The sequence below is a fragment of the Paludisphaera sp. genome, from assembly GCF_037189885.1.
In the GTDB taxonomy this organism is placed as follows: domain Bacteria; phylum Planctomycetota; class Planctomycetia; order Isosphaerales; family Isosphaeraceae; genus Paludisphaera.
Genome location: NZ_JBBCIR010000019.1, coordinates 1 through 18,615 on the forward strand (window position 1 = coordinate 1; position 18,615 = coordinate 18,615).

The 18,615-nt window shown below is 67.8% G+C and carries 27 protein-coding genes; all 27 read right to left on the minus strand.

Features of this window, described 5'->3' with window-relative positions; all coding sequences use genetic code 11:
- The coding region (locus WG209_RS07700) for a sigma-70 family RNA polymerase sigma factor (protein WP_337174445.1) at positions 1 to 1,302 on the minus strand (1,302 nt) is incomplete at its 3' end.
- Between the two features lie 44 nt (positions 1,303 to 1,346).
- Complete coding sequence (dnaG, locus tag WG209_RS07705; RefSeq protein WP_337174446.1) at positions 1,347 to 3,254, minus strand: DNA primase; 1,908 nt, start codon at positions 3,252 to 3,254, stop codon at positions 1,347 to 1,349.
- A gap of 569 nt (positions 3,255 to 3,823) precedes the next feature.
- Positions 3,824 to 4,246 (minus strand): HIT family protein, encoded by a 423-nt coding sequence (locus WG209_RS07710; protein ID WP_337174447.1) that lies wholly within the window; start codon positions 4,244 to 4,246, stop codon positions 3,824 to 3,826.
- Between the two features lie 76 nt (positions 4,247 to 4,322).
- Positions 4,323 to 4,736, minus strand: coding sequence for a 50S ribosomal protein L17 (rplQ, locus tag WG209_RS07715; protein ID WP_337174448.1), 414 nt, complete (start codon positions 4,734 to 4,736; stop codon positions 4,323 to 4,325).
- A 92-nt stretch (positions 4,737 to 4,828) separates the two neighbouring features.
- Positions 4,829 to 5,824 (minus strand): DNA-directed RNA polymerase subunit alpha, encoded by a 996-nt coding sequence (locus tag WG209_RS07720; protein ID WP_337174515.1) that lies wholly within the window; start codon positions 5,822 to 5,824, stop codon positions 4,829 to 4,831.
- 43 nt (positions 5,825 to 5,867) lie between these two features.
- Complete coding sequence (rpsD, locus tag WG209_RS07725; protein ID WP_337174449.1) at positions 5,868 to 6,497, minus strand: 30S ribosomal protein S4; 630 nt, start codon at positions 6,495 to 6,497, stop codon at positions 5,868 to 5,870.
- Positions 6,498 to 6,581: 84 nt separating this feature from the next.
- Positions 6,582 to 6,962 carry a 30S ribosomal protein S11 gene (gene rpsK / locus WG209_RS07730; RefSeq protein WP_337174450.1) on the minus strand — a complete coding sequence of 127 codons (381 nt, stop codon included), beginning with the start codon at positions 6,960 to 6,962 and terminating at the stop codon, positions 6,582 to 6,584.
- Positions 6,963 to 7,083: 121 nt separating this feature from the next.
- On the minus strand, positions 7,084 to 7,467 hold the full coding sequence (gene rpsM / locus WG209_RS07735; protein ID WP_337174451.1) for a 30S ribosomal protein S13: 384 nt from the start codon (positions 7,465 to 7,467) through the stop codon (positions 7,084 to 7,086).
- Positions 7,468 to 7,561: 94 nt separating this feature from the next.
- Positions 7,562 to 7,675 (minus strand): 50S ribosomal protein L36, encoded by a 114-nt coding sequence (gene rpmJ / locus WG209_RS07740; protein WP_165247416.1) that lies wholly within the window; start codon positions 7,673 to 7,675, stop codon positions 7,562 to 7,564.
- 459 nt (positions 7,676 to 8,134) lie between these two features.
- A complete protein-coding gene (gene map / locus WG209_RS07745; protein WP_337174452.1) occupies positions 8,135 to 9,034 on the minus strand; it encodes a type I methionyl aminopeptidase in 900 nt (299 codons plus the stop codon).
- A gap of 19 nt (positions 9,035 to 9,053) precedes the next feature.
- Entirely contained in the window at positions 9,054 to 10,427 is a 1,374-nt protein-coding gene (gene secY / locus WG209_RS07750) for a preprotein translocase subunit SecY (RefSeq protein WP_337174453.1), read from the minus strand.
- 171 nt (positions 10,428 to 10,598) lie between these two features.
- Positions 10,599 to 11,099 (minus strand): 50S ribosomal protein L15, encoded by a 501-nt coding sequence (gene rplO, locus WG209_RS07755; RefSeq protein WP_337174454.1) that lies wholly within the window; start codon positions 11,097 to 11,099, stop codon positions 10,599 to 10,601.
- The gene (rpsE, locus tag WG209_RS07760) at positions 11,099 to 11,602 is read right to left on the minus strand and encodes a 30S ribosomal protein S5 (protein WP_337174455.1); all 504 of its coding nucleotides are present in this window, start codon (positions 11,600 to 11,602) and stop codon (positions 11,099 to 11,101) included. The genes rplO and rpsE overlap by 1 nt, the downstream gene beginning before the upstream one ends.
- 72 nt (positions 11,603 to 11,674) lie before the next feature.
- Positions 11,675 to 12,052: a 50S ribosomal protein L18 gene (gene rplR / locus WG209_RS07765; protein ID WP_337174456.1), complete on the minus strand. Its 378-nt coding sequence runs from the start codon at positions 12,050 to 12,052 to the stop codon at positions 11,675 to 11,677.
- A gap of 80 nt (positions 12,053 to 12,132) precedes the next feature.
- Positions 12,133 to 12,684: a 50S ribosomal protein L6 gene (gene rplF, locus WG209_RS07770; protein WP_337174457.1), complete on the minus strand. Its 552-nt coding sequence runs from the start codon at positions 12,682 to 12,684 to the stop codon at positions 12,133 to 12,135.
- A 60-nt stretch (positions 12,685 to 12,744) separates the two neighbouring features.
- Entirely contained in the window at positions 12,745 to 13,140 is a 396-nt protein-coding gene (rpsH, locus tag WG209_RS07775; protein WP_337174458.1) for a 30S ribosomal protein S8, read from the minus strand.
- Between the two features lie 139 nt (positions 13,141 to 13,279).
- A complete protein-coding gene (locus WG209_RS07780; protein ID WP_337174459.1) occupies positions 13,280 to 13,465 on the minus strand; it encodes a type Z 30S ribosomal protein S14 in 186 nt (61 codons plus the stop codon).
- Positions 13,466 to 13,542: 77 nt separating this feature from the next.
- Positions 13,543 to 14,115 (minus strand): 50S ribosomal protein L5, encoded by a 573-nt coding sequence (gene rplE / locus WG209_RS07785; protein WP_337174460.1) that lies wholly within the window; start codon positions 14,113 to 14,115, stop codon positions 13,543 to 13,545.
- Positions 14,116 to 14,206: 91 nt separating this feature from the next.
- The gene (rplX, locus tag WG209_RS07790; RefSeq protein ID WP_337174461.1) at positions 14,207 to 14,596 is read right to left on the minus strand and encodes a 50S ribosomal protein L24; all 390 of its coding nucleotides are present in this window, start codon (positions 14,594 to 14,596) and stop codon (positions 14,207 to 14,209) included.
- 60 nt (positions 14,597 to 14,656) lie between these two features.
- Entirely contained in the window at positions 14,657 to 15,037 is a 381-nt protein-coding gene (gene rplN / locus WG209_RS07795; protein WP_337174462.1) for a 50S ribosomal protein L14, read from the minus strand.
- A gap of 34 nt (positions 15,038 to 15,071) precedes the next feature.
- Positions 15,072 to 15,413 (minus strand): 30S ribosomal protein S17, encoded by a 342-nt coding sequence (rpsQ, locus tag WG209_RS07800; RefSeq protein ID WP_337174463.1) that lies wholly within the window; start codon positions 15,411 to 15,413, stop codon positions 15,072 to 15,074.
- 62 nt (positions 15,414 to 15,475) lie between these two features.
- Positions 15,476 to 15,706 (minus strand): 50S ribosomal protein L29, encoded by a 231-nt coding sequence (gene rpmC, locus WG209_RS07805; RefSeq protein WP_337174464.1) that lies wholly within the window; start codon positions 15,704 to 15,706, stop codon positions 15,476 to 15,478.
- Between the two features lie 74 nt (positions 15,707 to 15,780).
- Entirely contained in the window at positions 15,781 to 16,200 is a 420-nt protein-coding gene (rplP, locus tag WG209_RS07810) for a 50S ribosomal protein L16 (RefSeq protein ID WP_337174465.1), read from the minus strand.
- Positions 16,139 to 16,840, minus strand: a complete 702-nt coding sequence (rpsC, locus tag WG209_RS07815) for a 30S ribosomal protein S3 (RefSeq protein ID WP_337174466.1) — start codon at positions 16,838 to 16,840, stop codon at positions 16,139 to 16,141. Before rpsC ends, rplP begins: the two co-directional genes overlap by 62 nt.
- A 95-nt stretch (positions 16,841 to 16,935) precedes the next feature.
- Positions 16,936 to 17,295 (minus strand): 50S ribosomal protein L22, encoded by a 360-nt coding sequence (gene rplV / locus WG209_RS07820; protein ID WP_337174467.1) that lies wholly within the window; start codon positions 17,293 to 17,295, stop codon positions 16,936 to 16,938.
- Between the two features lie 118 nt (positions 17,296 to 17,413).
- Positions 17,414 to 17,695 carry a 30S ribosomal protein S19 gene (rpsS, locus tag WG209_RS07825; RefSeq protein WP_337174468.1) on the minus strand — a complete coding sequence of 94 codons (282 nt, stop codon included), beginning with the start codon at positions 17,693 to 17,695 and terminating at the stop codon, positions 17,414 to 17,416.
- Positions 17,696 to 17,747: 52 nt separating this feature from the next.
- Positions 17,748 to 18,605, minus strand: coding sequence for a 50S ribosomal protein L2 (rplB, locus tag WG209_RS07830; protein ID WP_337174469.1), 858 nt, complete (start codon positions 18,603 to 18,605; stop codon positions 17,748 to 17,750).
- Between the last annotated feature and the right edge of the window lie 10 nt (positions 18,606 to 18,615).

The following is an 18,615-nucleotide window of genomic DNA, read 5'->3' on the forward strand; positions in this document are numbered from 1 at the left end:
CGTCTCCTCGACGGAGATGTTGGCGGCCTTGGCCGTCTCCTCGATGGTCGGCTCGCGGCCCTTCTCCTGGAGCAGCTTCTTGGAGACGTTCCGCAGCTTGGACATCGTCTCGATCATGTGGACCGGGATGCGGATCGTGCGGGCCTGGTCGGCGATGGCCCGGGTGATCGCCTGGCGGATCCACCACGTCGCGTAGGTGCTGAACTTGTAGCCGCGGCGGTACTCATACTTGTCGACGGCCCGCATCAGCCCGGTGTTCCCCTCCTGGATCAGGTCGAGGAACGACAGCCCGCGGTTGCGATACTTCTTGGCGATCGAGACCACCAGCCGCAGGTTGCCGCCGGACAGCTCCCGCTTGGCCTGCTCGTACTCCTTGAACCGGGCGCTCATGACCTCGACGCGACGCCGGAGGCTCTTGGGGCTCTCCAGCGTGATCCGCATCAGGTCCTTGAGCTCCTTCACCAGGTTGGCCCGGTCCTCCTTGCCCCCCCGGCCGGCGCGGTGCTCGCGGAGCAGGAAGAGCAGCTCGTTCATCCGGACGGCGATCTGCTCCAGCCGCTTCATCAGGGGCTGGACCTTCTGGGTCCGGATCGACAGCTCCTCGACGAGGTTGACGGCCTTGAACCTACGCCGCTTCAGGTCGTTGATCAGCCCCACGCGGGCCGAGTTGTCCCGCTCGCGGACGAACGACTTGAAGTCGCGGACGTTGCACTCCATCAGGTGCGCCAGCGTGGCGAGGTTGTGCGGCATCCGGCCGAGGATCTGGTCCTTCTCCAGGTTCTCCGTGACGGAGACCTTGACCGTCCGGTCGAACGGCAGCTCCCCCTCGGCGACCTTCTTGAGGACGTCGACCACCAGCGCCAGGGCGAAGTGACACTCCAGCACCTTGCGGCGGAACTTCTTGCGCGTGACCTCGATCTTCTTGGCGAGGTTGATCTCCTGCTCGCGGGTGAGCAGGGGGATCTCCCCCATCTGGGTGAGATACATGCGGACGGGGTCGTCGATCCGGCGGGAGATGTCCTCCAGCTCCTCGGCGGTCAGCTCCCCTTCCTCCTCGGCCTCCTCGCCCAGGTCGTCGGAGTCCTCGTCGAGCTCGCCGGAGGCCAGCAGGCGCGCCTCGGCCTCGTCCTCGGTGACCAGCTCGACGCCCAGCTCGTCGAGGGTCTCCAGGAGCCCGTGGATGCGCTCGGGGCCGTTAGGGTCATCGGGCAGGGCGTCGTTGACCTGATCGAAAGTCAGGAATCCACGTCGCTTGCCCAGTTCGAGGAGGGCCTTGACGCCCTCGTCCGGCTTGTCCATCATTCCTCCCTCACGCACGATACGTCGGATCGGGACGCGTATTCTTCTTATCTGGAAGTCCCAGCCCGCTGGGTCAGTAGTCTTCGGTATTCCAGTTGCAAAGCTCGATGTGCATCGGGCTCGGCCAGCTTGTCGGTCTCGTCGAGGGCCTGCTTGAGGTCCCGCAGGCGGGCCAGGCGCTCGCGCTCGGCGAACAGGGCGAGGGCGTCTTCCAGCCGGGTCTCCCAGGAGCCGATGGGGAACTGGACCTCGTCCAGCGGCTGCGGCTCGGGGCGTCCCAGGCCTTCCTGGAGCTCGTTCAGGTGATCCAGGACCGCCAGGGCCCGCGGGTCCTCGAGGTCAGCCTTGAGGGCCTCGAAGTCGGGCGCCTCCCCCCTCCCGTGGATCTCATAGGCGGCGTCAAGGATCATTCGGGCCAGATCGTCTCGGATCAAGGCGGGGGGGACGCGGACGACGAGCGTGGCGACCAGGTCGGGCCGCCCCACCACCGCCGCGACGAACTCGCGATCGATGGGGTCCATCGCCCGCGCCAGCTCGATGGCGGGAGGCGTCGGGGCCGCGTCGAGGGCGGGGGCGGGAACCTCCTCCTTCGTCGCGCCCTTCCGACGCGCCGGCCGCCGTAGCGACTTCAGCCGGGCCTGGAGCGACGCCACCGGCAGCCGAAGCGCCAGCGACAGCTTGTCGAGAGCCTTCTTCAAGGCGACGTCCTGAGCCGACCCCGGCGGGGACGGCGGCACCCGGGCGAGCACGCCCAGCACCCACTCCGAGGCCTGGCGGGCCCCGTCGATCGAGTCCAGGTCGAACCGCGCCCGCGCCCGGCCCAGGATGAAGGACAGCGGGTCTCGGGCCTCGTCGGCCAGCGTCCGGAATGCGTTGGCTCCTTCGCTCAAGAGGAAGTCACAAGGGTCCAGCCCCGAGGGGAGCGACAACACCCGCACGTCAAGTTCATGCCCCAGGAACACCTCGAGCGCCCGCTCCGCCGCGGACTGGCCCGCCTCGTCACCGTCGTAGACCAGGCAAGCCCGGTCGGCCAGCCGCCGCAGCAGGGGGACGTGGTCGTCGCCGAACGCCGTCCCCAACGTCGCCACGACGTTCGTCAGCCCGACCTGGTGAGCCGCCATCACGTCGGTGTACCCTTCCATAACCGCGACCCAGCCCGCCTCGCGACACGCCGCCCTCGCGAGATCCGCGGCGTAGACGAGCCGACGTTTCTGGAAGAGGGGCGTCTCGGGGCTGTTAACATATTTTGCGACACGAAACCCCCGAGACGAAGCCGCCCTCTCCGCTTCCGGCAGGATCCGCCCGCCGAACCCCACCGGACGGCCCCGTTCGTCGTGAATGGGAAAGATCAGCCGACCCCGAAACCTCGCGTGAACCCGCCCCGACGCATCCTCCGCGGAACTCGCCAGGCCGGCCTTCTCCAGCAGGTCCTTCGAGTAGCCCTTCCGCCTCGCCTCCTCGAACAGCCAACCCGGGTCGTCCGGGGCGTACCCCAGGCGGAACCGGGCCGCCGTCTCCGCCGTCAGCCCCCGACCCTCGACATAGCCGCGAGCCGCTTCATCCCTCTCCAGGGCCTTCGAGAACAACTCCTCCGCCCAGACCAGAACCCCCCGGAGATCGGCCTGGGAAGGCCCTTCCGCGCGCCTCGACGCCCCCGGACCTTCCAACGTCACCCCCGCGCGCTCGGCCAACGTCCGCAACGCCTCGGGGAACTCGACGCGATCCATCCTCTGAACGAACTCGAAAACGTCGCCGCCGATGTTGCAGACCCAGCACTTGAAGGTCTGCCGATCCGGGTTGACTTCCAGGGAGGGATGCCGATCGTCATGCCAGGGGCAAATCGCCTTGTAGCGCGAGCCGGCTCGATGGAGGGCCAATCCGTAGTCGCCGACCAATCTCACGATGTCCACCGCGCTCTTGATCGCGGACTTCGCGGCATCGAATGACCTGGGCACCAGACTCTCCTAATCGCTCCGACGCGAGCCCGGATCCATGGTTCGCACCGTCGCCCTCGCCGTGCGAGTTCGAGCGTGCCCTCGCGCCTCGGTCGCCTTCGTGCCCTAACAATCGGCTGCTAGCGGATTCAACGAAATTATAGTCCACGACCAGATACCGTCAAGTTTTCGGACACCCCGGCCGACGGCGATCCAAATTACCCTAACTCGTCACCCATTTGATCCTTAGGCAGACCAGCCCGGGACGGCCAACCAGTATCCATACGGACACCAAATCGAGGCCAGGAGAAGCTCACGGTCCCCCAACCCTCTCCAAAAAGACGCGGGGAACTCAAAATCAAGCAACGCAAGAGTCCCGCAAACCAGGTGTCCAAGTCAAGGGTCGAGGCATGATTGTCGAGGAGGAAGCGAGAACCGAGTGACGCTCACGCGACGCGTGAACGCGCTCGGTTGTCGCTGACTCGAGGAGATCATGGAGCCGTCACGGAAGACCACGGAGTCGAGCACCGGACGGTCGCCGGAACCGCGAGACAGCGACGTCTCACGGTAAAAAGGAATGCCTTGTCGGCTCAGCCCAGCCCGTCGACGATGCGGGAAGCCGTTCGGGCCATGTCGTCGCCCGAATAAGCGTCGCGCGGCCAGGGCCAACGGACCGGATCGCCCGAGAATCGAGGGATCAGGTGCCAGTGGCAGTGGTCGATCTCTTGTCCCGCGACGCGACCACTATTGATCACGACGTTGGTGCCCTCGGCTCCGAGCGCGGAGGCCAGGGAGCGAGTCAGCCGGGGCAGGAGGGAGCCGACGTGGCCGGCAAGGTCATCCGGGAGGTCGCCAACCAGGACGTGGTGAGCCCGGGGGATCACGAGGAGATGACCCTTGACGACCGGGTTGATGTCCAGGATCACGATGGCGTCATCGGTCTCCAGGACCCGGGTCGAGGGGATATCCCCGGCGACGATACGGCAGAAGACGCAGTTCGAGTCGCGGCTCATGCAAGGGTGCCCCGAGGTTCGAACGAAGAAAAGCGTCCGGGCGAGTCCCGGACGCCTTTCGAGAATGTCGGGGCGATCAGGCGTTGGCTTCCGCCACGACGGGGCGGGCCGGGGCCTTGATCGTCTCGTCCTCGCCGAGCAGCATGATGACCGCCATCTCGGCGGCGTCGCCCTGGCGGACCTTGGCGAGCTTGTAGATGCGGGTATAACCGCCCGGACGGTTGGCGAACCGCGGGCCGATCTCGTGGAACAACCTGTAGGCGACGTCCTTGTTGTTCAGGACGGCCAGGCTTCGCCGGAACGGATCGAGCTTGAAGCCCCCCCTCGCGGAAGTGATCAACTTCTCGACGTAGGGCTGGAGTTCCTTCGCCTTGGGGACGGTCGTGGTGATCTTCCCGTGCTCCAGGAGCGCCGTGGCCAGGTTGCGCAGGAGCATGCGGCGGTGTTCGGGGGAACGCTTGAACTTGCGGCCGGCTTTCTTGTGACGCATGGCGGCTTCTTATCTGATCGAGGGGACTTCGGGATACGGGACCGGCCGCCGGGTCGCCGGGGCCGGGGGCCGGAGCACGTCGCGAAGGCCGGTCAGTTCTTGGTGGAGACGTTCATTCCCAGGTCGAGCCCGATTTCGTGGAGCTTGGCCCGGACCTCCTTGAGGGTGGTCTCGCCGAAGTTCCGGACGTTCAGGAGCTGGTCCTCGGAACGGGACACCAGGTGGCGGACGGTGGTGATCCCCTCGCTCTCCAGGCAGTTCGTGGCCCGGACGGAAAGCTCCAGCTCGGCGAGGCTCATGTCGAGCTTGCGCTCGAGCTCGGCGTCGACGGGCGCGTGGGCGTGGCCGTCGTGGGGGCCAGCCTCGCTGGGGAGGCCCGGGCCCGGCTCGTTGTACTGGACGAAGGGATTCAGGTGCTTCCGCAGGATCTTGGAAGCCTCGACCAGGGCCATCTCGGGGTTGATGACGCCGGTCGTCCAGATCCGGAGCAAGAGCTTGTCGTAGTTGGTGCGCTGGCCGACGCGAGTGTTCTCGACGTGGTACTCAACCCGCTGGACGGGGCTGAAGCTGGAGTCGATCGGGATGATGCCGATCTCCAGGTCGTCGGTGTGGCCCTCGGCGGCGGTCTTGTAGCCCCGGCCGTTCTCGACGGTCATCTCCAGGTGGAAGGGGACGTCGTCGGTGAGCGTGCAGAGGATGTGGTCGGGGTTGATGATCTCGATCGACTCGTCGTGCAGGATGTCCGCGGCGGTGACGACGCCGCGGCGGTCGCGGTCGATCCGGATCGTGCGGGGGTGCTCCGAGTGGTTCTTCACCACCAGGAGCTTGATGTTCAGGACCAGGTCGGTGATGTCGTCGACCATGCCCGGGATCGACGAGAACTCGTGCTGGACGCCCTGGATCTTGATCTTCGTGACCGCGCTGCCTTCCAGGCTGGAGAGCAGCACGCGGCGGAGGCTGTTGCCCACGGTGTGGCCGAAGCCGCGTTCGAACGGCTCGACGTGGAACTCGCCGAAGTTATCGGTGAGGGTCTCGCGGTTGCAGACGACGCGACTGGGCAATTCGAGGCCGCGCCAACGGATACGCATCATGAATCCCCCTGGTGGTGCTCTCGCTCCGGGAGTGCTGGGCTCAACGGCTCAGCAACTCGACGATCAACTGGGGCGTGACCGGCAGGCCGATGTCCTGGATGGACGGCAGGCGGCTGACGCGGCCCTCGGGGGGATCGCTGCTGATGCGGTCGAGCCAATCGGGGATCGGGGCGAGGAACTCGGCCTGCGAGCTCTCGAGCGCGAGGTTGCGCGACTGCTCGCGGTTCTTGACCGAGACCTGGTCGCCGGGCTTCACGAGGTAGCTCGGGATGTCGACCTTCTTGCCGTTGACCAGCACGTGCCCATGGCGGATGAACTGCCGGGCCTGGGGGCGGCTGACGGCGAAGTGGAGCCGGGCCACGACGTTGTCGAGGCGACGCTCCAGGAGCGACATCAGCAGGTCGCCGGTGTTGCCCGTCTTGCGGGCGGCCTCGGCGTAGTACTTGCGGAATTGCCGCTCGAAGATGCCGTAGAAACGCTTGACCTTCTGCTTCTCGCGCAGGCGGATGGCGTACTCGCTCGCCTTGCCGCGGCGGAACTGGTGCATGCCCGGCATGCCGTCGCGGCGGACCACGGCGCACTTGTTGGTGTGGCAGCGAGCGCCCTTCAAGAAAAGCTGCAGGCCTTCACGGCGGCAGAGCCGGCAGACGGGTCCTGTATAACGTCCCATGGTGGATCCAGCGAACCTCGAACTTGGATGGTGTATGAGTGGGGCGAAGGCGGCTGCGAGGCGGCGGGGCTACGCCTCGACCGATCAGACGCGACGCTTCTTCGGGGGGCGGCAGCCGTTGTGCGGCAGCGGGGTGACGTCCTCGATCGCCTTGATCGACAGGCCGGAGGCCTGGATGGCGGTGATCGCGCTCTCGCGGCCGGAGCCCGGGCCCTTCACCTTGACCTCGACCTCCCTGACGCCGAACTTCGTCGCCGAGGCGGCGGCCGTCTCGGCGGCGCGCTGGGCGGCGAAGGGCGTGCTCTTGCGGCTCCCCTTGAAGCCGACCGTCCCGGAGGAGGCCCAGCAGAGGGCGTCCCCGTTGGGATCGGTGATCGTCACGGTCGTGTTGTTGAACGTCGCCTTGATGTGCACGACCGCGCGGCTGACATTCCGCCGCGTCTTCCGCTTCTTGGCCTTCGCCACGGGTCCTACGCTCCTCGTCTGCCGGATTCGATTCCCAACGACGCGAACGAGCGCCCCGCGCCCGCCCGACTCGATTATCGCGCGCCTCCGCCCCGCGCCCGTTCAAGGACGCGGCGCCAACTCAGCGCATTTCCTTGACGCCCTTCTTGCCGGCGACCGTCTTGCGCGGACCCTTCCGGGTGCGGGCGTTCGTCCGCGTCCGCTGGCCGCGGACGGGGAGGCCCTTGCGATGCCGCAGGCCGCGGTAGCAGCCGATCTCTCGGAGCCGGCCGATGTTCTGCTGCACCTGGCGCCGAAGCTGGCCTTCCACGGTGTATTCGTTGTCGAGCAGATTCGCCAGCTTGGCGAGCTCGTCCTCGGTCAGGTCGCGGGCGCGCTTCTCGGGGTCGACCCCCGCGCGCTCGCAGATCTGGTCCGCGAGGTACGAACCGATCCCGTAGATATAACGCAGCGAGATCACAGTCCGCTTGTCGTTAGGGATGTCCACGCCCAGGATACGAGGCATTCCGTCGGTCTCCGTCGATCACGCTGGTCCAGGAGGGGGATCGGCCGTCCGCCCGCCGCGTCGGCCCTCATCTCGCCGTCGCGGCCGGGCGTCCTCAGCCCTGGCGCTGCTTGTGCCGGGGGTTGGAGCAGATCACCAGGACCTTGCCCTCGCGCCGGACGATCTTGCAATTCTCGCAAATCCGCTTCACGCTCGATCGTACTTTCATGGCCGTCGCCGCCTTCGTCTCTGTCCGTGCCTGTCGTCTCGCCACCGCCGCCGCCACGCCCGGCGGAGCCGCTGTCGCGGCGACGGCCGGGCAAGCCGGTGGGACGCGACCGGCGCGTCCCGGCGACATATCACGATCGTCGCTCCACGGCCGCGCGTCGATCGGGGGTCACCGAACCGACGACCCTCCCGGACGAGCCGGGAAGACCGGAGCCAAGCGGCGAGGGGGGGCCACGATTCCCGTGGCGACCGACCCAGGCCTCAATGATCGTCCTCGCCTCGCACGTCGAGCGCCCTCGTCTGGAGGGAGTGGGCGTGATCTCGTCGAGCGGGCGACGGGGAATTCGACTATCCTAACGCTCGTCCTCCCGATCCGCAAGGGCCGTCGCGCCCCATTCGTCAAGATTATTCCGGCTTCGAGACCCGGGAATCTCCGTCGCGTCCCTCTCATCCCTCGTGGTCAGGGAAGCGTCAGGACCTGGGGTCCATCCGGGGTCATGGCGATCGTGTGTTCGAAGTGCGCGCTGGGACGTCGGTCCTTGGTCTCGACCGTCCAGCCGTCTTCCAGCGTGCGGACTTCCTTGGTCCCCATCGCGACCATGGGCTCGACGGCCAGCACCACGCCGGGCTCCAGCCGGATGTCGTGCTTCCGGAGCGCCTTGCTCACGAAATTGGGGACCTGGGGCTCCTCGTGCATGTCCTTGCCGATACCATGCCCGACGAAGTTCTCGATTACCGAAAACCCCTGGCTCTTGACATACTGCTCCATGAGCGAGGCGACCTCCGACCAGTATCGGCAGCGGCCCATGGCGCGGATGGCGAGTTGGAGGGTCTCGGCCGTGACGTCGAGGAGCTTCCGAACCTCGGGGGAGACGGCGCCGACGGCCCAGGTGAAGGCGGAGTCGCCACACCAGCCGTTGAGGCGACAGCCGGTGTCCACGGCGACGACATCCCCCTCGCGCAGCGGGCGGTTGTTGGGGATGCCGTGAACCACCTGCTCGTTGACGCTGGAGCAGATGACGGCGGGGAAGGGGGGCTTCCCCTTGGTGGAGCAGGGATAATTCAGGAAGAGCGGGGTGGCGCCGGCCGCTCGAAAAACGTCGGCCACGGCCGCGTCCAGCTCGACCGTGGTGACCCCTGGGACGACAAGTTTGCGGACCTCGTCGTGGGCCTGGGCCACGAGGCGTCCCGCTTCTCGCATCAGGGCGATTTCGCGAGGACTCTTGAGCTGAATCGTCGGCGGCCGCCGGCCCGGCGCCGCGGCGGGCTTCGACCCCGCGGCCCCCTCGGGGCGGCGGACCACCCCGGAGAGGAACGACGGCAGCGAGGGACGGCGACCCGGGCCGCGTTGCGATGTCACGATGCGCGCTCCCTCGGCGTCACTTGCGGTTCACCAGGCCCGCGTAGTTCCGCATGACCAAATGGCTGTCGATCTTCTGCACGAGGTCCAGACAGACGCTCACGACGATCAGCAGGCCCGTCCCTCCGAAGAACTGCGACACGGTGAAGTCGACGTTCAGGAAGTTCTGGACCAGGGAAGGAACCACCGCCACCACGGCGAGGAACGCCGCGCCCACGTAGGTGATCCGGAGCATCACCTTCTCCAGGTAGTCCGCCGTGGGACGGCCGGGACGATAGCCCGGGATGAAGCTGCCGTAATCCTTCAGGTTGTCGGACATGTCCTTCGGGTTGAAGGTGATGGCCGTCCAGAAGTAGCAGAAGAAGTAGATCAGGACGATGTTGCAGACCGTGTACAGATAGCTCTGCCGCTGGAACGAGTCGGCCAGGTCCTGGATTACGGTCGCGAACATGGAGCCGATCGACCAGGCTTCCGTCTTCAAACCGGCCGTCGCCTTCGCGAGCCCGTTGAAGATGAGCGACGGGAAGATCAGCAGGCTAGAGGCGAAGATGATCGGCATGACGCCGCCCTGGTTGACCTTCAGGGGGAGGAACTGCCGGCTCCCGCCGAAAACGCGGCGCCCGCGGACATGCTTCGCCGATTGGGTCGGGATCCGCCGCTGGCTCTCCGTGACCGCGACGACGCCAACGATCACGCCCACGAAGAGGATCGCCAGAAGGGCGAGCTGGATGATGCCCAGCTGGCCAGGCTCGGGGGTCAGACGCGTCGAGGCGCTCTGCCAGAGGCCCTGCAAGGCGACGGGGAACCTAGAAAGGATGCCCGCCATGATGAGCAAGCTGATGCCGTTGCCGATGCCGTACTCGTCGATCTGCTCGCCGACCCACATCAGGAACACCGTGCCGGCGGTCATGATGCAGACGCTTACCAGCCCATGCCAGAAGTCGCGATATTGTGGGAGTACCACTCCCATTTGATCGCTCATCATGTACTGGACCCAGAACGCCGATTGCACCACGCATATCACCACAGTCGAGTATCTTGTATACTCGTTGATCCGTTTCCGGCCGCTCTCTCCTTCCTTCTGCATCGCCTCGAGCGCCGGGACGACGCTCCCGAGGAGCTGGAAGATGATCGAGGCGGAGATGTACGGCATGATGCCCAGGCCGAAGATCGTGCTCATGCCGATCGACGTCCCGCCGAACATGGCGACGGTGCCGAACATCTTGCCGGCGGCGTTGGTGGAGAGTTGCTCCTCCCAGTTCCGCAGTTGGGCCTGATTGACGATCGGCAGGGGGACGTAGAAGCCGATGCGGTAGATGGCCAGCAGCAGGGCGGTGAACAGGATCTTCCGCCGCAGTTCGGGGATCTTGAAGATGGTGATCAGCTTGTCCACGCGCGATCGCTCCGCTGGGGCCGTGGTTCGTCTTCGGGTCCGGTCGGCCGGAACGGGTCCAGTCCGCTCGCGAGGCCCCGGACCCCAAGGTTGGGGGCGGGGCCTCCGCTCAATGCTCTCATAGGACCGCCGCCCGGGCGACCATCGCCGTGCCCGGGTCGGGGGTCGGAGTCAGGAAGTCGCGGCCTCGTCGCCGGCGGTCTTCTTGACCTTGCCGACGTAGGGGACCGTGACGGCCTTGCCCCCAGCGGCCTCGAGCTTCTGGACGGCGGCGGCGCTGAACTTGGAGGCGCGGACCTCGAAGGCCTTGGTCACGTCGCCGTCGGCGAGGATCTTGATCCCGTCGTGATCGTAACCCTTGACCAGCCCGACCGACCGCAGGGCGGCCTCGTCGATGACGCCCGCCTCGGTGAAGACGGCGTCCAGGTCGACCAGGTTGACGGTCGCGAAATGCTTCTTGAACGCGCCGTTCACGAACCCGCGCTTGGGGACGCGCCGGGCCAGGGTGATCTGACCACCCTCGAAGAGGGCGCCGAGCTTGAAGCCCTGGCGGGACGAGTGGCCCTTGTGACCCTTGCTGGACGTCTTGCCGTGGCCGGATCCGACGCCGCGGCCGACGCGCTTGCGCTTTTTACGGCGGTGGATCCCCTGGGTGATGTCGTGGAGCTGCATCAGATCTGGACTCCCCGGAGGCGGGCGATCTCTTCCTTCGTGCGGAGTTGGCCCAGGCCCTGGATGGCGGCCTTGACCAGGTTAAGCTTGTTGGTCGAGCCGAAGCTCTTCGTCAGGACGTCCTTGATCCCGGCGGCCTCGACGACCGAGCGGACGGCGCCGCCGGCGATGACGCCCGTGCCCGGGCTGGCCGGCATCATGAGGACGCTCGCCGCGCCGAAACGGCCGACGACGGCGTGGGGGATGGTCGTCCCGCGGAGTTTCACCGTCTTCATCTGCTTGTGGGCGTCCTTGACGCCCTTCTCGACGGCGGGCGGGACCTCGTTGGCCTTGCCGTAGCCCCAGCTCACCTGGCCGCGGCCGTTGCCGACCACGACCAGCGCGTTGAAGCTGAAGCGACGGCCGCCCTTGACCACGGCCGCGCAGCGGCGGATCGAGACGACGCTCTCCGTCCATTCGCCGCGGTCGCGGTCGCGGTCCCGGCTTCGGCTATCGGTCGACACGGGGGATGCTCCTTACGATCGGATCTCTGCCAGTATGATTTGGGGGGGCCGAAGCCGTGGGGGGACGCTGCCTCAGAACTGGAGGCCGCCCTCGCGAGCGGCCGAGGCCAGGGCCTCGACGCGGCCGTGATACTTGTAGCCGCGGCGGTCGAAGCAGACCTTCTCGACCCCGGCCTTCTTGGCGCGGTCGGCGACGAAGCGGCCGACGATGGCGGCGGCCGCCTTGTTGCCGCCGTACTTCACCTCGGCCTTGACCTCGGGGTCGACCGTGCTGGCCTGGGCCAGGGTCTTGCCGGCGAGGTCGTCGACGATCTGGGCGTAGATGTGCTTCGAGCTGCGGAAGACGGCCAGGCGGGGACGCTCGGGCGTCCCATTGAGCCGCTTGCGGATCCGGCGCTGGCGGCGCAGGCGTCGCGTCTGGACCAGCAGGTGATGGTTGGCGGTGTCCACGTGAACGATCCTCTCGCTGGGGGCGGCCTCCGCCCCGGTCCCGGCCTCGGCTTGTCTCTCTTAAGTCGTCCCGCGCCGCGTTACTTCGAGCCGAACGCCTTGCCCGCCTTGCGACGGACGGCCTCGCCCTCGTAGCGGATGCCCTTGCCCTTGTACGGCTCGGGGGGCCGGACCCGGCGGATCTCGGCGGCGAACTGGCCCACGGCCTGCTTGTCGGCCCCGGTGACGACCACGTGGGTCGCGTCCGGCACGGTCACCGTCACGCCGTCGGGGGCCTCGAGGACGACCTGGTTGGCGAAGCCCACCTGGAGGACGATCGTGTTCGCCTTCTTCAGCTGGGCCTGGTAGCCGACGCCGACGATCTCGAGCTTCCGAGTGTAACCGTTCGCCACGCCCTCGACCATGTTGGCGACGAGGCTGCGGGTCAGGCCGTGCAGGGCCCGGCTCAGCCGCTCGTCGTTCCGGCGGGCGACGGCGATCTCCTTCTTGTCCTCGTCGAAACTCAGGCTGACCTCGGGGCGGTGAGCGTAGCTCAGCTTGCCCTTGGGGCCCTCGACGGCGATCGTCGAGTCGGCGATCGCCACTTTCACGTTGGCCGGCACGACGACCGGCTTGCGACCGATGCGGGACATGGCTCCGTCTTCCTCGTTCTTGCGACCGTGATGGTGGTTCGTACCCGGGGGCGGCCGAGATCAGTAGATCATGGCCAGGACTTCGCCGCCGACCTTCTGGTCGCGGGCGCGGCGGTCGCTGATGACGCCCCGGGGAGTGCTGAGGATCTGGATGCCCATGCCGCCCAGAACCGGCTTAAGCTCCTTGTAGCCGCGATAGACGCGGCGGCCCGGCTTGCTGATGCGGTCGATCTTCGTGATCAGCCTCTCGCCGTTGGGGCCGTACTTCATGTGGAGGCGGAGGGTGCGGGCCGGGGTGGTCTCGATCTCCTCGAAGTCCCAGATGTAGCCCTCGTCCTTCAGCACCTGCGCGATCCCGCGCCTCATGTTGGACGCGGGCATGTCGAGGGACGTGCGCTCGATCCGGACGGCGTTGCGGATCCGGGTCAACATATCGGCGATCGGGTCGGTCATCATGGCGGGGAAGCCTTCCTGAACCGTCGCGGGTAACGACCCCCACGGGGCGTCGGCGCGGCGGGCGACTCGGACGGACGCGGCTGTTCTGTTCGGGGTACGGGGCGTTCCGGGGGGCCCGACGGCGTGGCCCGGCGGTATCTCACCAACTGGCCTTCTTCACGCCGGGGATCAGGCCGCGGCTGGCCAGGTTCCGGAAGCAGATGCGGCAGATGCCGAACTTGCGGTAGTAGCCGCGGGGGCGGCCGCAGAGCCGGCAACGATTGCGGTGCCGCACCTCGAACTTGCGGGGCGTCTCGGACTTGATCTTCTGGGCCTTGGTCGACATGCTCGTCCTTCCGGGACCGTGGAGGGGACGCCTCGCGGCGTCCGGTCAATCCTCGCGTCGGTGGTGTTCGGATCCGGTCACTGGCCGCCGGCGCCGCCGGCGCGGGAGCCGGGCTGGCGGAAGGGGACGCCGAAGAGGCGGAGGAGTTCCCGCGCCTGGTCGTCGTTCTTCGCCGTGGTCACGATCGTCACGTCCATCCCGTGCGTGTGCTGGATCCGGTCGGCGTCGATCTCCGGGAAGACGACCTGCTCGGCCAGGCCCAGGCTGTAATTGCCGTGGCCGTCGAAGCTGTTCGGGTTCAGCCCGCGGAAGTCGCGGATACGGGGCAGGGCGATGGCCACCAGGCGGTCGAGGAACTCGTACATCCTCGCCCCGCGGAGCGTCACCTTGCAGCCGATGTCATTCCCCTCGCGAAGGCGGAAACCCGAGACGGAGACCTTGGCCTTCGTGATCACCGGCCGCTGGCCCGCGATCTTGCCGAGGCTCTCGGCCGCCGACTCAAGGATCGTCTTGTCCTGGGTCGCCTTGCCGACGCCCATGTTGACCACGATCTTCTCCAGGCGGGGGATCGCCATCGGGTTGTCGAGGCTGAACTTGGCGGCGACCGCCTGCTTGATCTCGTTCTTGTACAGTTCTTGGAGGCGAGCCATACCCGTAATCCTGTCAGTTGCGGTCGGCGGGTCGCGGGGTCTCCGCCGTCCCGGGGTCACGCCCCCGGCGGCCGACGGCGCCGGTCCTTGCTCAGCGGGCCTGGGCCTGCGCCTTGGCGTAGGCGTCGGCGTGGGCCTGCTTCTTCGGGCCCAACGCGCCGAGCCCGGTCTGGCACTTGCGGCAGTACCGCTCCTTGACGCCCTCGGCGGTCAGCCGGGCGCCCTGGCGGACGCCTCGCTCGCACTTGGGGCAGTACAGCATGACGTTGGAGACGTCGACGGGCATCTCCTTGGAGAGCCGGCCCCCCTGCGGGTTCTTCTGGCTCGGCTTCAGGTGCTTGTAGACCCGGTTGACCCCCTGGACGACGACCTTGTTCTTCGAGGGGATGGCCCGCAGCACCTTGGCGATGCGGCGGTTCCCGGGGCTCCCCTTGTCGTCGCCGGCGATCACTTCGACCTGGTCGTCTTTCCGGATGTGCATGGTTCGCTCGCTATGGGAGGCGGGACGCCCCGCCGGCGTTCGGGCCAGGGCCGAGGGAGTTCAGACGACCTCGGAGGCCAGGCTGATGATCTTCATGAACTGGCGGTCGCGCAGCTCGCGGGCGATCGCACCGAAGATGCGGGTGCCGCGCGGGCTCTTCTCGTTGTCGATCAGCACGACCGCGTTGCGGTCGAACTTCACGTAGCTGCCGTCGCCCCGGCGGGCCTGGTTCCGCGTCCGGACGATGACGCAGCGGACCACGTCTCCCGCCTTCACGTCGCCGCCCGGCGAGGCCTTCTTGACGCTGGCGATGATGATGTCCCCGAGGCCCGCGACGCGCCGCTTGTAGTGCGAGGCGCTGCCGCCGAGGACCTTGATGCACATCACTTCCTTGGCGCCGGAATTGTCGGCCACGTCGAGCCGGGTCTGCATCTGGATCATGGTACGCGAGCCTTTCGTCGCTCAGGGGGGGCCGTCACTCGGCGGAAGGGGCGGCCGGGGCCTCGCCCTCGCCGGCGAGCGCCTGCTGGGCGCCCTTGCGGATGATGCGCACCAGCCGCCAACGCTTGAGCTTCGAGAGCGGCCGGGTCTCCATGATCTCCACCACGTCCCCGACGTGGGACTCGTCCCCCTCGTCGTGGGTGTGGCAGACGGTCCGCCGCTTCATCAACTTGCCGTACTTTTCGTGGGGGACCAGCCGCTCCACGACGACCCGGCGGGTCTTGCTCATCTTGTCGGAGGCCACCACGCCGACCTCGGTCTTGCGGGGGCTGCGGGCCGGCGCGGGCTTCGCGTTGGCGGGGCTGGGCTGGCTCATCGTGCGTGCTTCGATTCCCTGGGGTGCTGGGGCCGCGCCGGTCGCCGACGCTACCCCGTTGTTCAGGAGGCGGCCGGGGCCGAGGCGGCGGCCCGCTCGCGCTGGATTTGACGCTCGCGGAGGATCGTCTTGGTCCGGGCGATCTCCCGCTTGGCCTTGATGATCTCGCTGGGCGCCTCGAGCCGCTCGGTCTCGCTCTGCAGCCGCAGCCGGAACAGGTTCTTCTGCAAGTCCTTCAGGTGCAGCTCGAGCTGCTCGTCGGACTGGTCGCGGAGTTCGGAGGCCTTGCTCATGGGTCCTTCTCGTCCTTCTCGGTCGTCTCGGCCCGCGGCGGGCCTCCGTCCCGATGTCGTCGCCGGCCGCCGGCTCAGACGGTCGGCCGGCGGGTCACGAAGCGGCAGTTGACGGGCATCTTGTGGGCGACGCGGTTGAACGCGGCGCGGGCCGCGTCCTCGGTGAGGCCGCCGATCTCGTAGAGGATGGTCCCCGGCTTGACCACGGCCGCCCAGAACTCGACCTCGCCCTTGCCCTTGCCCATCCGGGTCTCGGCCGGGATCGCGGTCACGCTCTTGTGGGGGAAGATCCGGATGTAGAGCTTCCCGCCGCCCCGGACGGCCTGGCTGCCGACCACGCGGCCCGCCTCGATCGTCTGGGCGCTGATCCGCCCCGGCTCCAGGGCCTGCAGACCGTACTCGCCGAACGAGACGTAGTTGCCGCGGGTGGCGTTACCTTTTACGCGGCCTTTTTGGCTTTTTCGATACTTGACCCGCTTGGGCATCAGCGCCATCGCCAGCCTCCATCTTCAAATAGTCGCCCTGGTTGACCCACACCTTGACGCCGATGTGGCCCTGCGCCGTCTTCGCCTCGGCGAACCCGTAATCGACCTTCGCCCGCAGCGTGCTGAGGGGCACCGACCCCTGCGCCGCCGCCTCCGTCCGCGACATCTCGGCCCCGCCCAGGCGGCCCGAGAGCTGAATCTTGACGCCCTTCGCGCCGCCGTCCATCGTCTGCTCGAGGGCCCGCTTCATCGTGCGCCGGAAGCTGGACCGCTTCTGGAGCTGCTCGGCGATGTCCTCGCTGATGAGCTGGGCGTCGATCTCCGGCCGGCCGACCTCGACGATCTTGATTTCGATCCGCCGCCCGGTCAGGTTCTGCAGCTCCTCCTGGAGACGCTCGACCTCGGCGCCCTTGCGGCCGATCACCACGCCAGGCCGGGCCGTCGACAGCAGGACGGTCACGGCGTCGCGCGTGCGCTCGATCTCGATCTTGGGGATGCCGGCGAAGCCGTACTTCCCCTTGATGAACTTCCGGATCTTGAAGTCCTCGACCAGCAGGTCGCTGAACTCGTGCTTGGAGGCGTACCAGCGGCTCCGCCAGTCCTCCATCACCCCCACGCGGAACCCGGTCGGCCGCACCTTCTGTCCCATCGCTCAGCGTCCCCCGGCTTGTTGAATCTGCATCGGTCGTCCTCGTGCGTCTGGTCCCCCCGCCCCCGCGGCGTCCGGGCCGGGGGTCGCGGGCGTCAGGCCTCGAGCTTCGAGTAGTCTTCGAGCCCGATCGCGATGTGGCTGCTGCGCCGGCGGACCAGGTAGGCCATGCCCCGGGCCCGCGGCATGAGCCGCTTGAACATCGGCCCGCCGTCGCCGCGGGCGTCCACGATCACCAGGTCGCCGACGTGGCGGACGCCCTGGTCCTCGGCGTTGGCCATGGCGCTGCGGAGCACCCGCTCGACCAGCCGGGCCCCGCGGTGGGGCATGTACTTCAGGATGTCCAGCGCGTCGTCGGCGTACTTGCCGCGGATCAGGTCCAGCAGGGGCCGGACCTTCCGCGCCGAGATGCGGGCGAAGCGGTGGCTGGCCGTGTATTCGGCGGTGGTGCTCATGACCGGGGTCTCTTTTGAATTCCGCCGGGGCCCCGTCGGGGGCCCCGTCCGTCTCGTCCTTCGAGCGTCCTGGGGTCGGGCGGCGGGGCCGGCCCGCCTGGGGGCCCGCCGCCGCGGCTCACTTGCGGGAGCCCTTCGCCGCCTTGCCGCCGTGGCTGCGGAAGGTCCGCGTGGGGGCGAACTCCCCCAGCTTGTGGCCGACCATGTCCTCGGTCACGTACAGCTTGATGAAGTTCTTGCCGTTGTGGATCGCGAAGTTCTTGCCGATGAACTCGGGCACGATGGTGCAGGACCGGGCCCACGTCTTGATCGGCTCGCGGCTGCCGGTGGCGTCGACCTTGGCGGCCTTCTCCAGCAGCCGCTCGACGACGTACGGGCCTTTCTTGAGCGAACGTCCCATTGCTTCGGCTTCCTTCGGGATACGGTGTCCAGGGGGCGGTGCGGCGGCGTGGTCAGATCTTCAGCTGGCCGTAGCGGACGCTGGTCCGGCGGCGGATGATCGCCTTGTTCGAGGGCTTGCGGCGGCGGCGGGTCTTGCCCCCCTTCGCCAGCACGCCGGTCGGCGACTGCGGGGTGTGGCCCTTCGACCGGCCCTCGCCGCCCCCCATCGGGTGGTCGACCGGGTTCATCGCCATGCCGCGGACGTGCGGCCGGCGGCCCAGCCACCGGCGGCGGCCCGCCTTGCCCAGGCGGATGTTCATGTGATCGGCGTTGCCGACCGTCCCAATCGTCGCGCGGCAGGCCGACGGGATTCGCCGAACCTCGCCCGAGGGCAGGGTGATCTGGGCCCAGTTCCCCTCGCGGGCGGTGAGCGTGGCGGAGACGCCGGCCGACCGGCAGAGCTTGGCCCCGCCGCCGGGCTGCATCTCGATGTTGTGGATCGACATCCCGGTGGGGATGCGGCTCAGCGGGATGCAGTTGCCGACCTTCGGCTCGGCTTCCGGGCCCGAGTTGACGCTCATGCCGGCCTTGAGCCCCTCGGGGGCCACGATGTACCGCTTCTGGCCGTCGGGGTAGACGATCAGGGCGATGCGGGCCGAGCGATTCGGGTCGTACTCGATGTGCGTCACCTGCGCGACCTGGCCGTCGCGGTCGTTGCGCCGGAAGTCGATGACCCGGTACATCCGCTTGTGGCCGCCGCCGCGGTGGCGGACGGTGATGAAGCCCTGGTTGTTCCGCCCGCCGGTCTTCTTCAGCGGCTCGGTGAGCGACTTCTCCGGCTTCTTGTTCTTGTCCGTCAGCTCCGAGAAGTCGCTGACCGACGCGTTGCGGCGGCCCGGACTGGTCGGCTTGTAGTAGCGGATGCCCATCGCTTCATCT

What these genes read in the sequence shown, in the direction of transcription:
- rpsH (WP_337174458.1), bottom strand. Translation starts at nt 13,140, where the DNA reads ATGATGACCGACCCGATCGCCGATATGTTGACCCGGATCCGCAACGCC.
- rplB (WP_337174469.1), bottom strand. Translation starts at nt 18,605, where the DNA reads ATGGGCATCCGCTACTACAAGCCGACCAGTCCGGGCCGCCGCAACGCG.
- rplO (WP_337174454.1), bottom strand. Translation starts at nt 11,099, where the DNA reads ATGCAGCTCCACGACATCACCCAGGGGATCCACCGCCGTAAAAAGCGC.
- rplV (WP_337174467.1), bottom strand. Translation starts at nt 17,295, where the DNA reads ATGAGCACCACCGCCGAATACACGGCCAGCCACCGCTTCGCCCGCATC.
- rpmJ (WP_165247416.1), bottom strand. Translation starts at nt 7,675, where the DNA reads ATGAAAGTACGATCGAGCGTGAAGCGGATTTGCGAGAATTGCAAGATC.
- WG209_RS07780 (WP_337174459.1), bottom strand. Translation starts at nt 13,465, where the DNA reads ATGTCGACCAAGGCCCAGAAGATCAAGTCCGAGACGCCCCGCAAGTTC.
- rpsC (WP_337174466.1), bottom strand. Translation starts at nt 16,840, where the DNA reads ATGGGACAGAAGGTGCGGCCGACCGGGTTCCGCGTGGGGGTGATGGAG.
- rplQ (WP_337174448.1), bottom strand. Translation starts at nt 4,736, where the DNA reads ATGCGTCACAAGAAAGCCGGCCGCAAGTTCAAGCGTTCCCCCGAACAC.
- rpsM (WP_337174451.1), bottom strand. Translation starts at nt 7,467, where the DNA reads ATGCCTCGTATCCTGGGCGTGGACATCCCTAACGACAAGCGGACTGTG.
- WG209_RS07720 (WP_337174515.1), bottom strand. Translation starts at nt 5,824, where the DNA reads ATGCGTATCCGTTGGCGCGGCCTCGAATTGCCCAGTCGCGTCGTCTGC.
- rpsS (WP_337174468.1), bottom strand. Translation starts at nt 17,695, where the DNA reads ATGGGACGTTCGCTCAAGAAAGGCCCGTACGTCGTCGAGCGGCTGCTG.
- rpsQ (WP_337174463.1), bottom strand. Translation starts at nt 15,413, where the DNA reads ATGAGCCAGCCCAGCCCCGCCAACGCGAAGCCCGCGCCGGCCCGCAGC.
- rplE (WP_337174460.1), bottom strand. Translation starts at nt 14,115, where the DNA reads ATGGCTCGCCTCCAAGAACTGTACAAGAACGAGATCAAGCAGGCGGTC.
- rpsD (WP_337174449.1), bottom strand. Translation starts at nt 6,497, where the DNA reads ATGGGACGTTATACAGGACCCGTCTGCCGGCTCTGCCGCCGTGAAGGC.
- rplP (WP_337174465.1), bottom strand. Translation starts at nt 16,200, where the DNA reads ATGGCGCTGATGCCCAAGCGGGTCAAGTATCGAAAAAGCCAAAAAGGC.
- rplX (WP_337174461.1), bottom strand. Translation starts at nt 14,596, where the DNA reads ATGCACATCCGGAAAGACGACCAGGTCGAAGTGATCGCCGGCGACGAC.
- rplN (WP_337174462.1), bottom strand. Translation starts at nt 15,037, where the DNA reads ATGATCCAGATGCAGACCCGGCTCGACGTGGCCGACAATTCCGGCGCC.
- rplF (WP_337174457.1), bottom strand. Translation starts at nt 12,684, where the DNA reads ATGTCCCGCATCGGTCGCAAGCCGGTCGTCGTGCCGGCCAACGTGAAA.
- WG209_RS07710 (WP_337174447.1), bottom strand. Translation starts at nt 4,246, where the DNA reads ATGAGCCGCGACTCGAACTGCGTCTTCTGCCGTATCGTCGCCGGGGAT.
- rpmC (WP_337174464.1), bottom strand. Translation starts at nt 15,706, where the DNA reads ATGAGCAAGGCCTCCGAACTCCGCGACCAGTCCGACGAGCAGCTCGAG.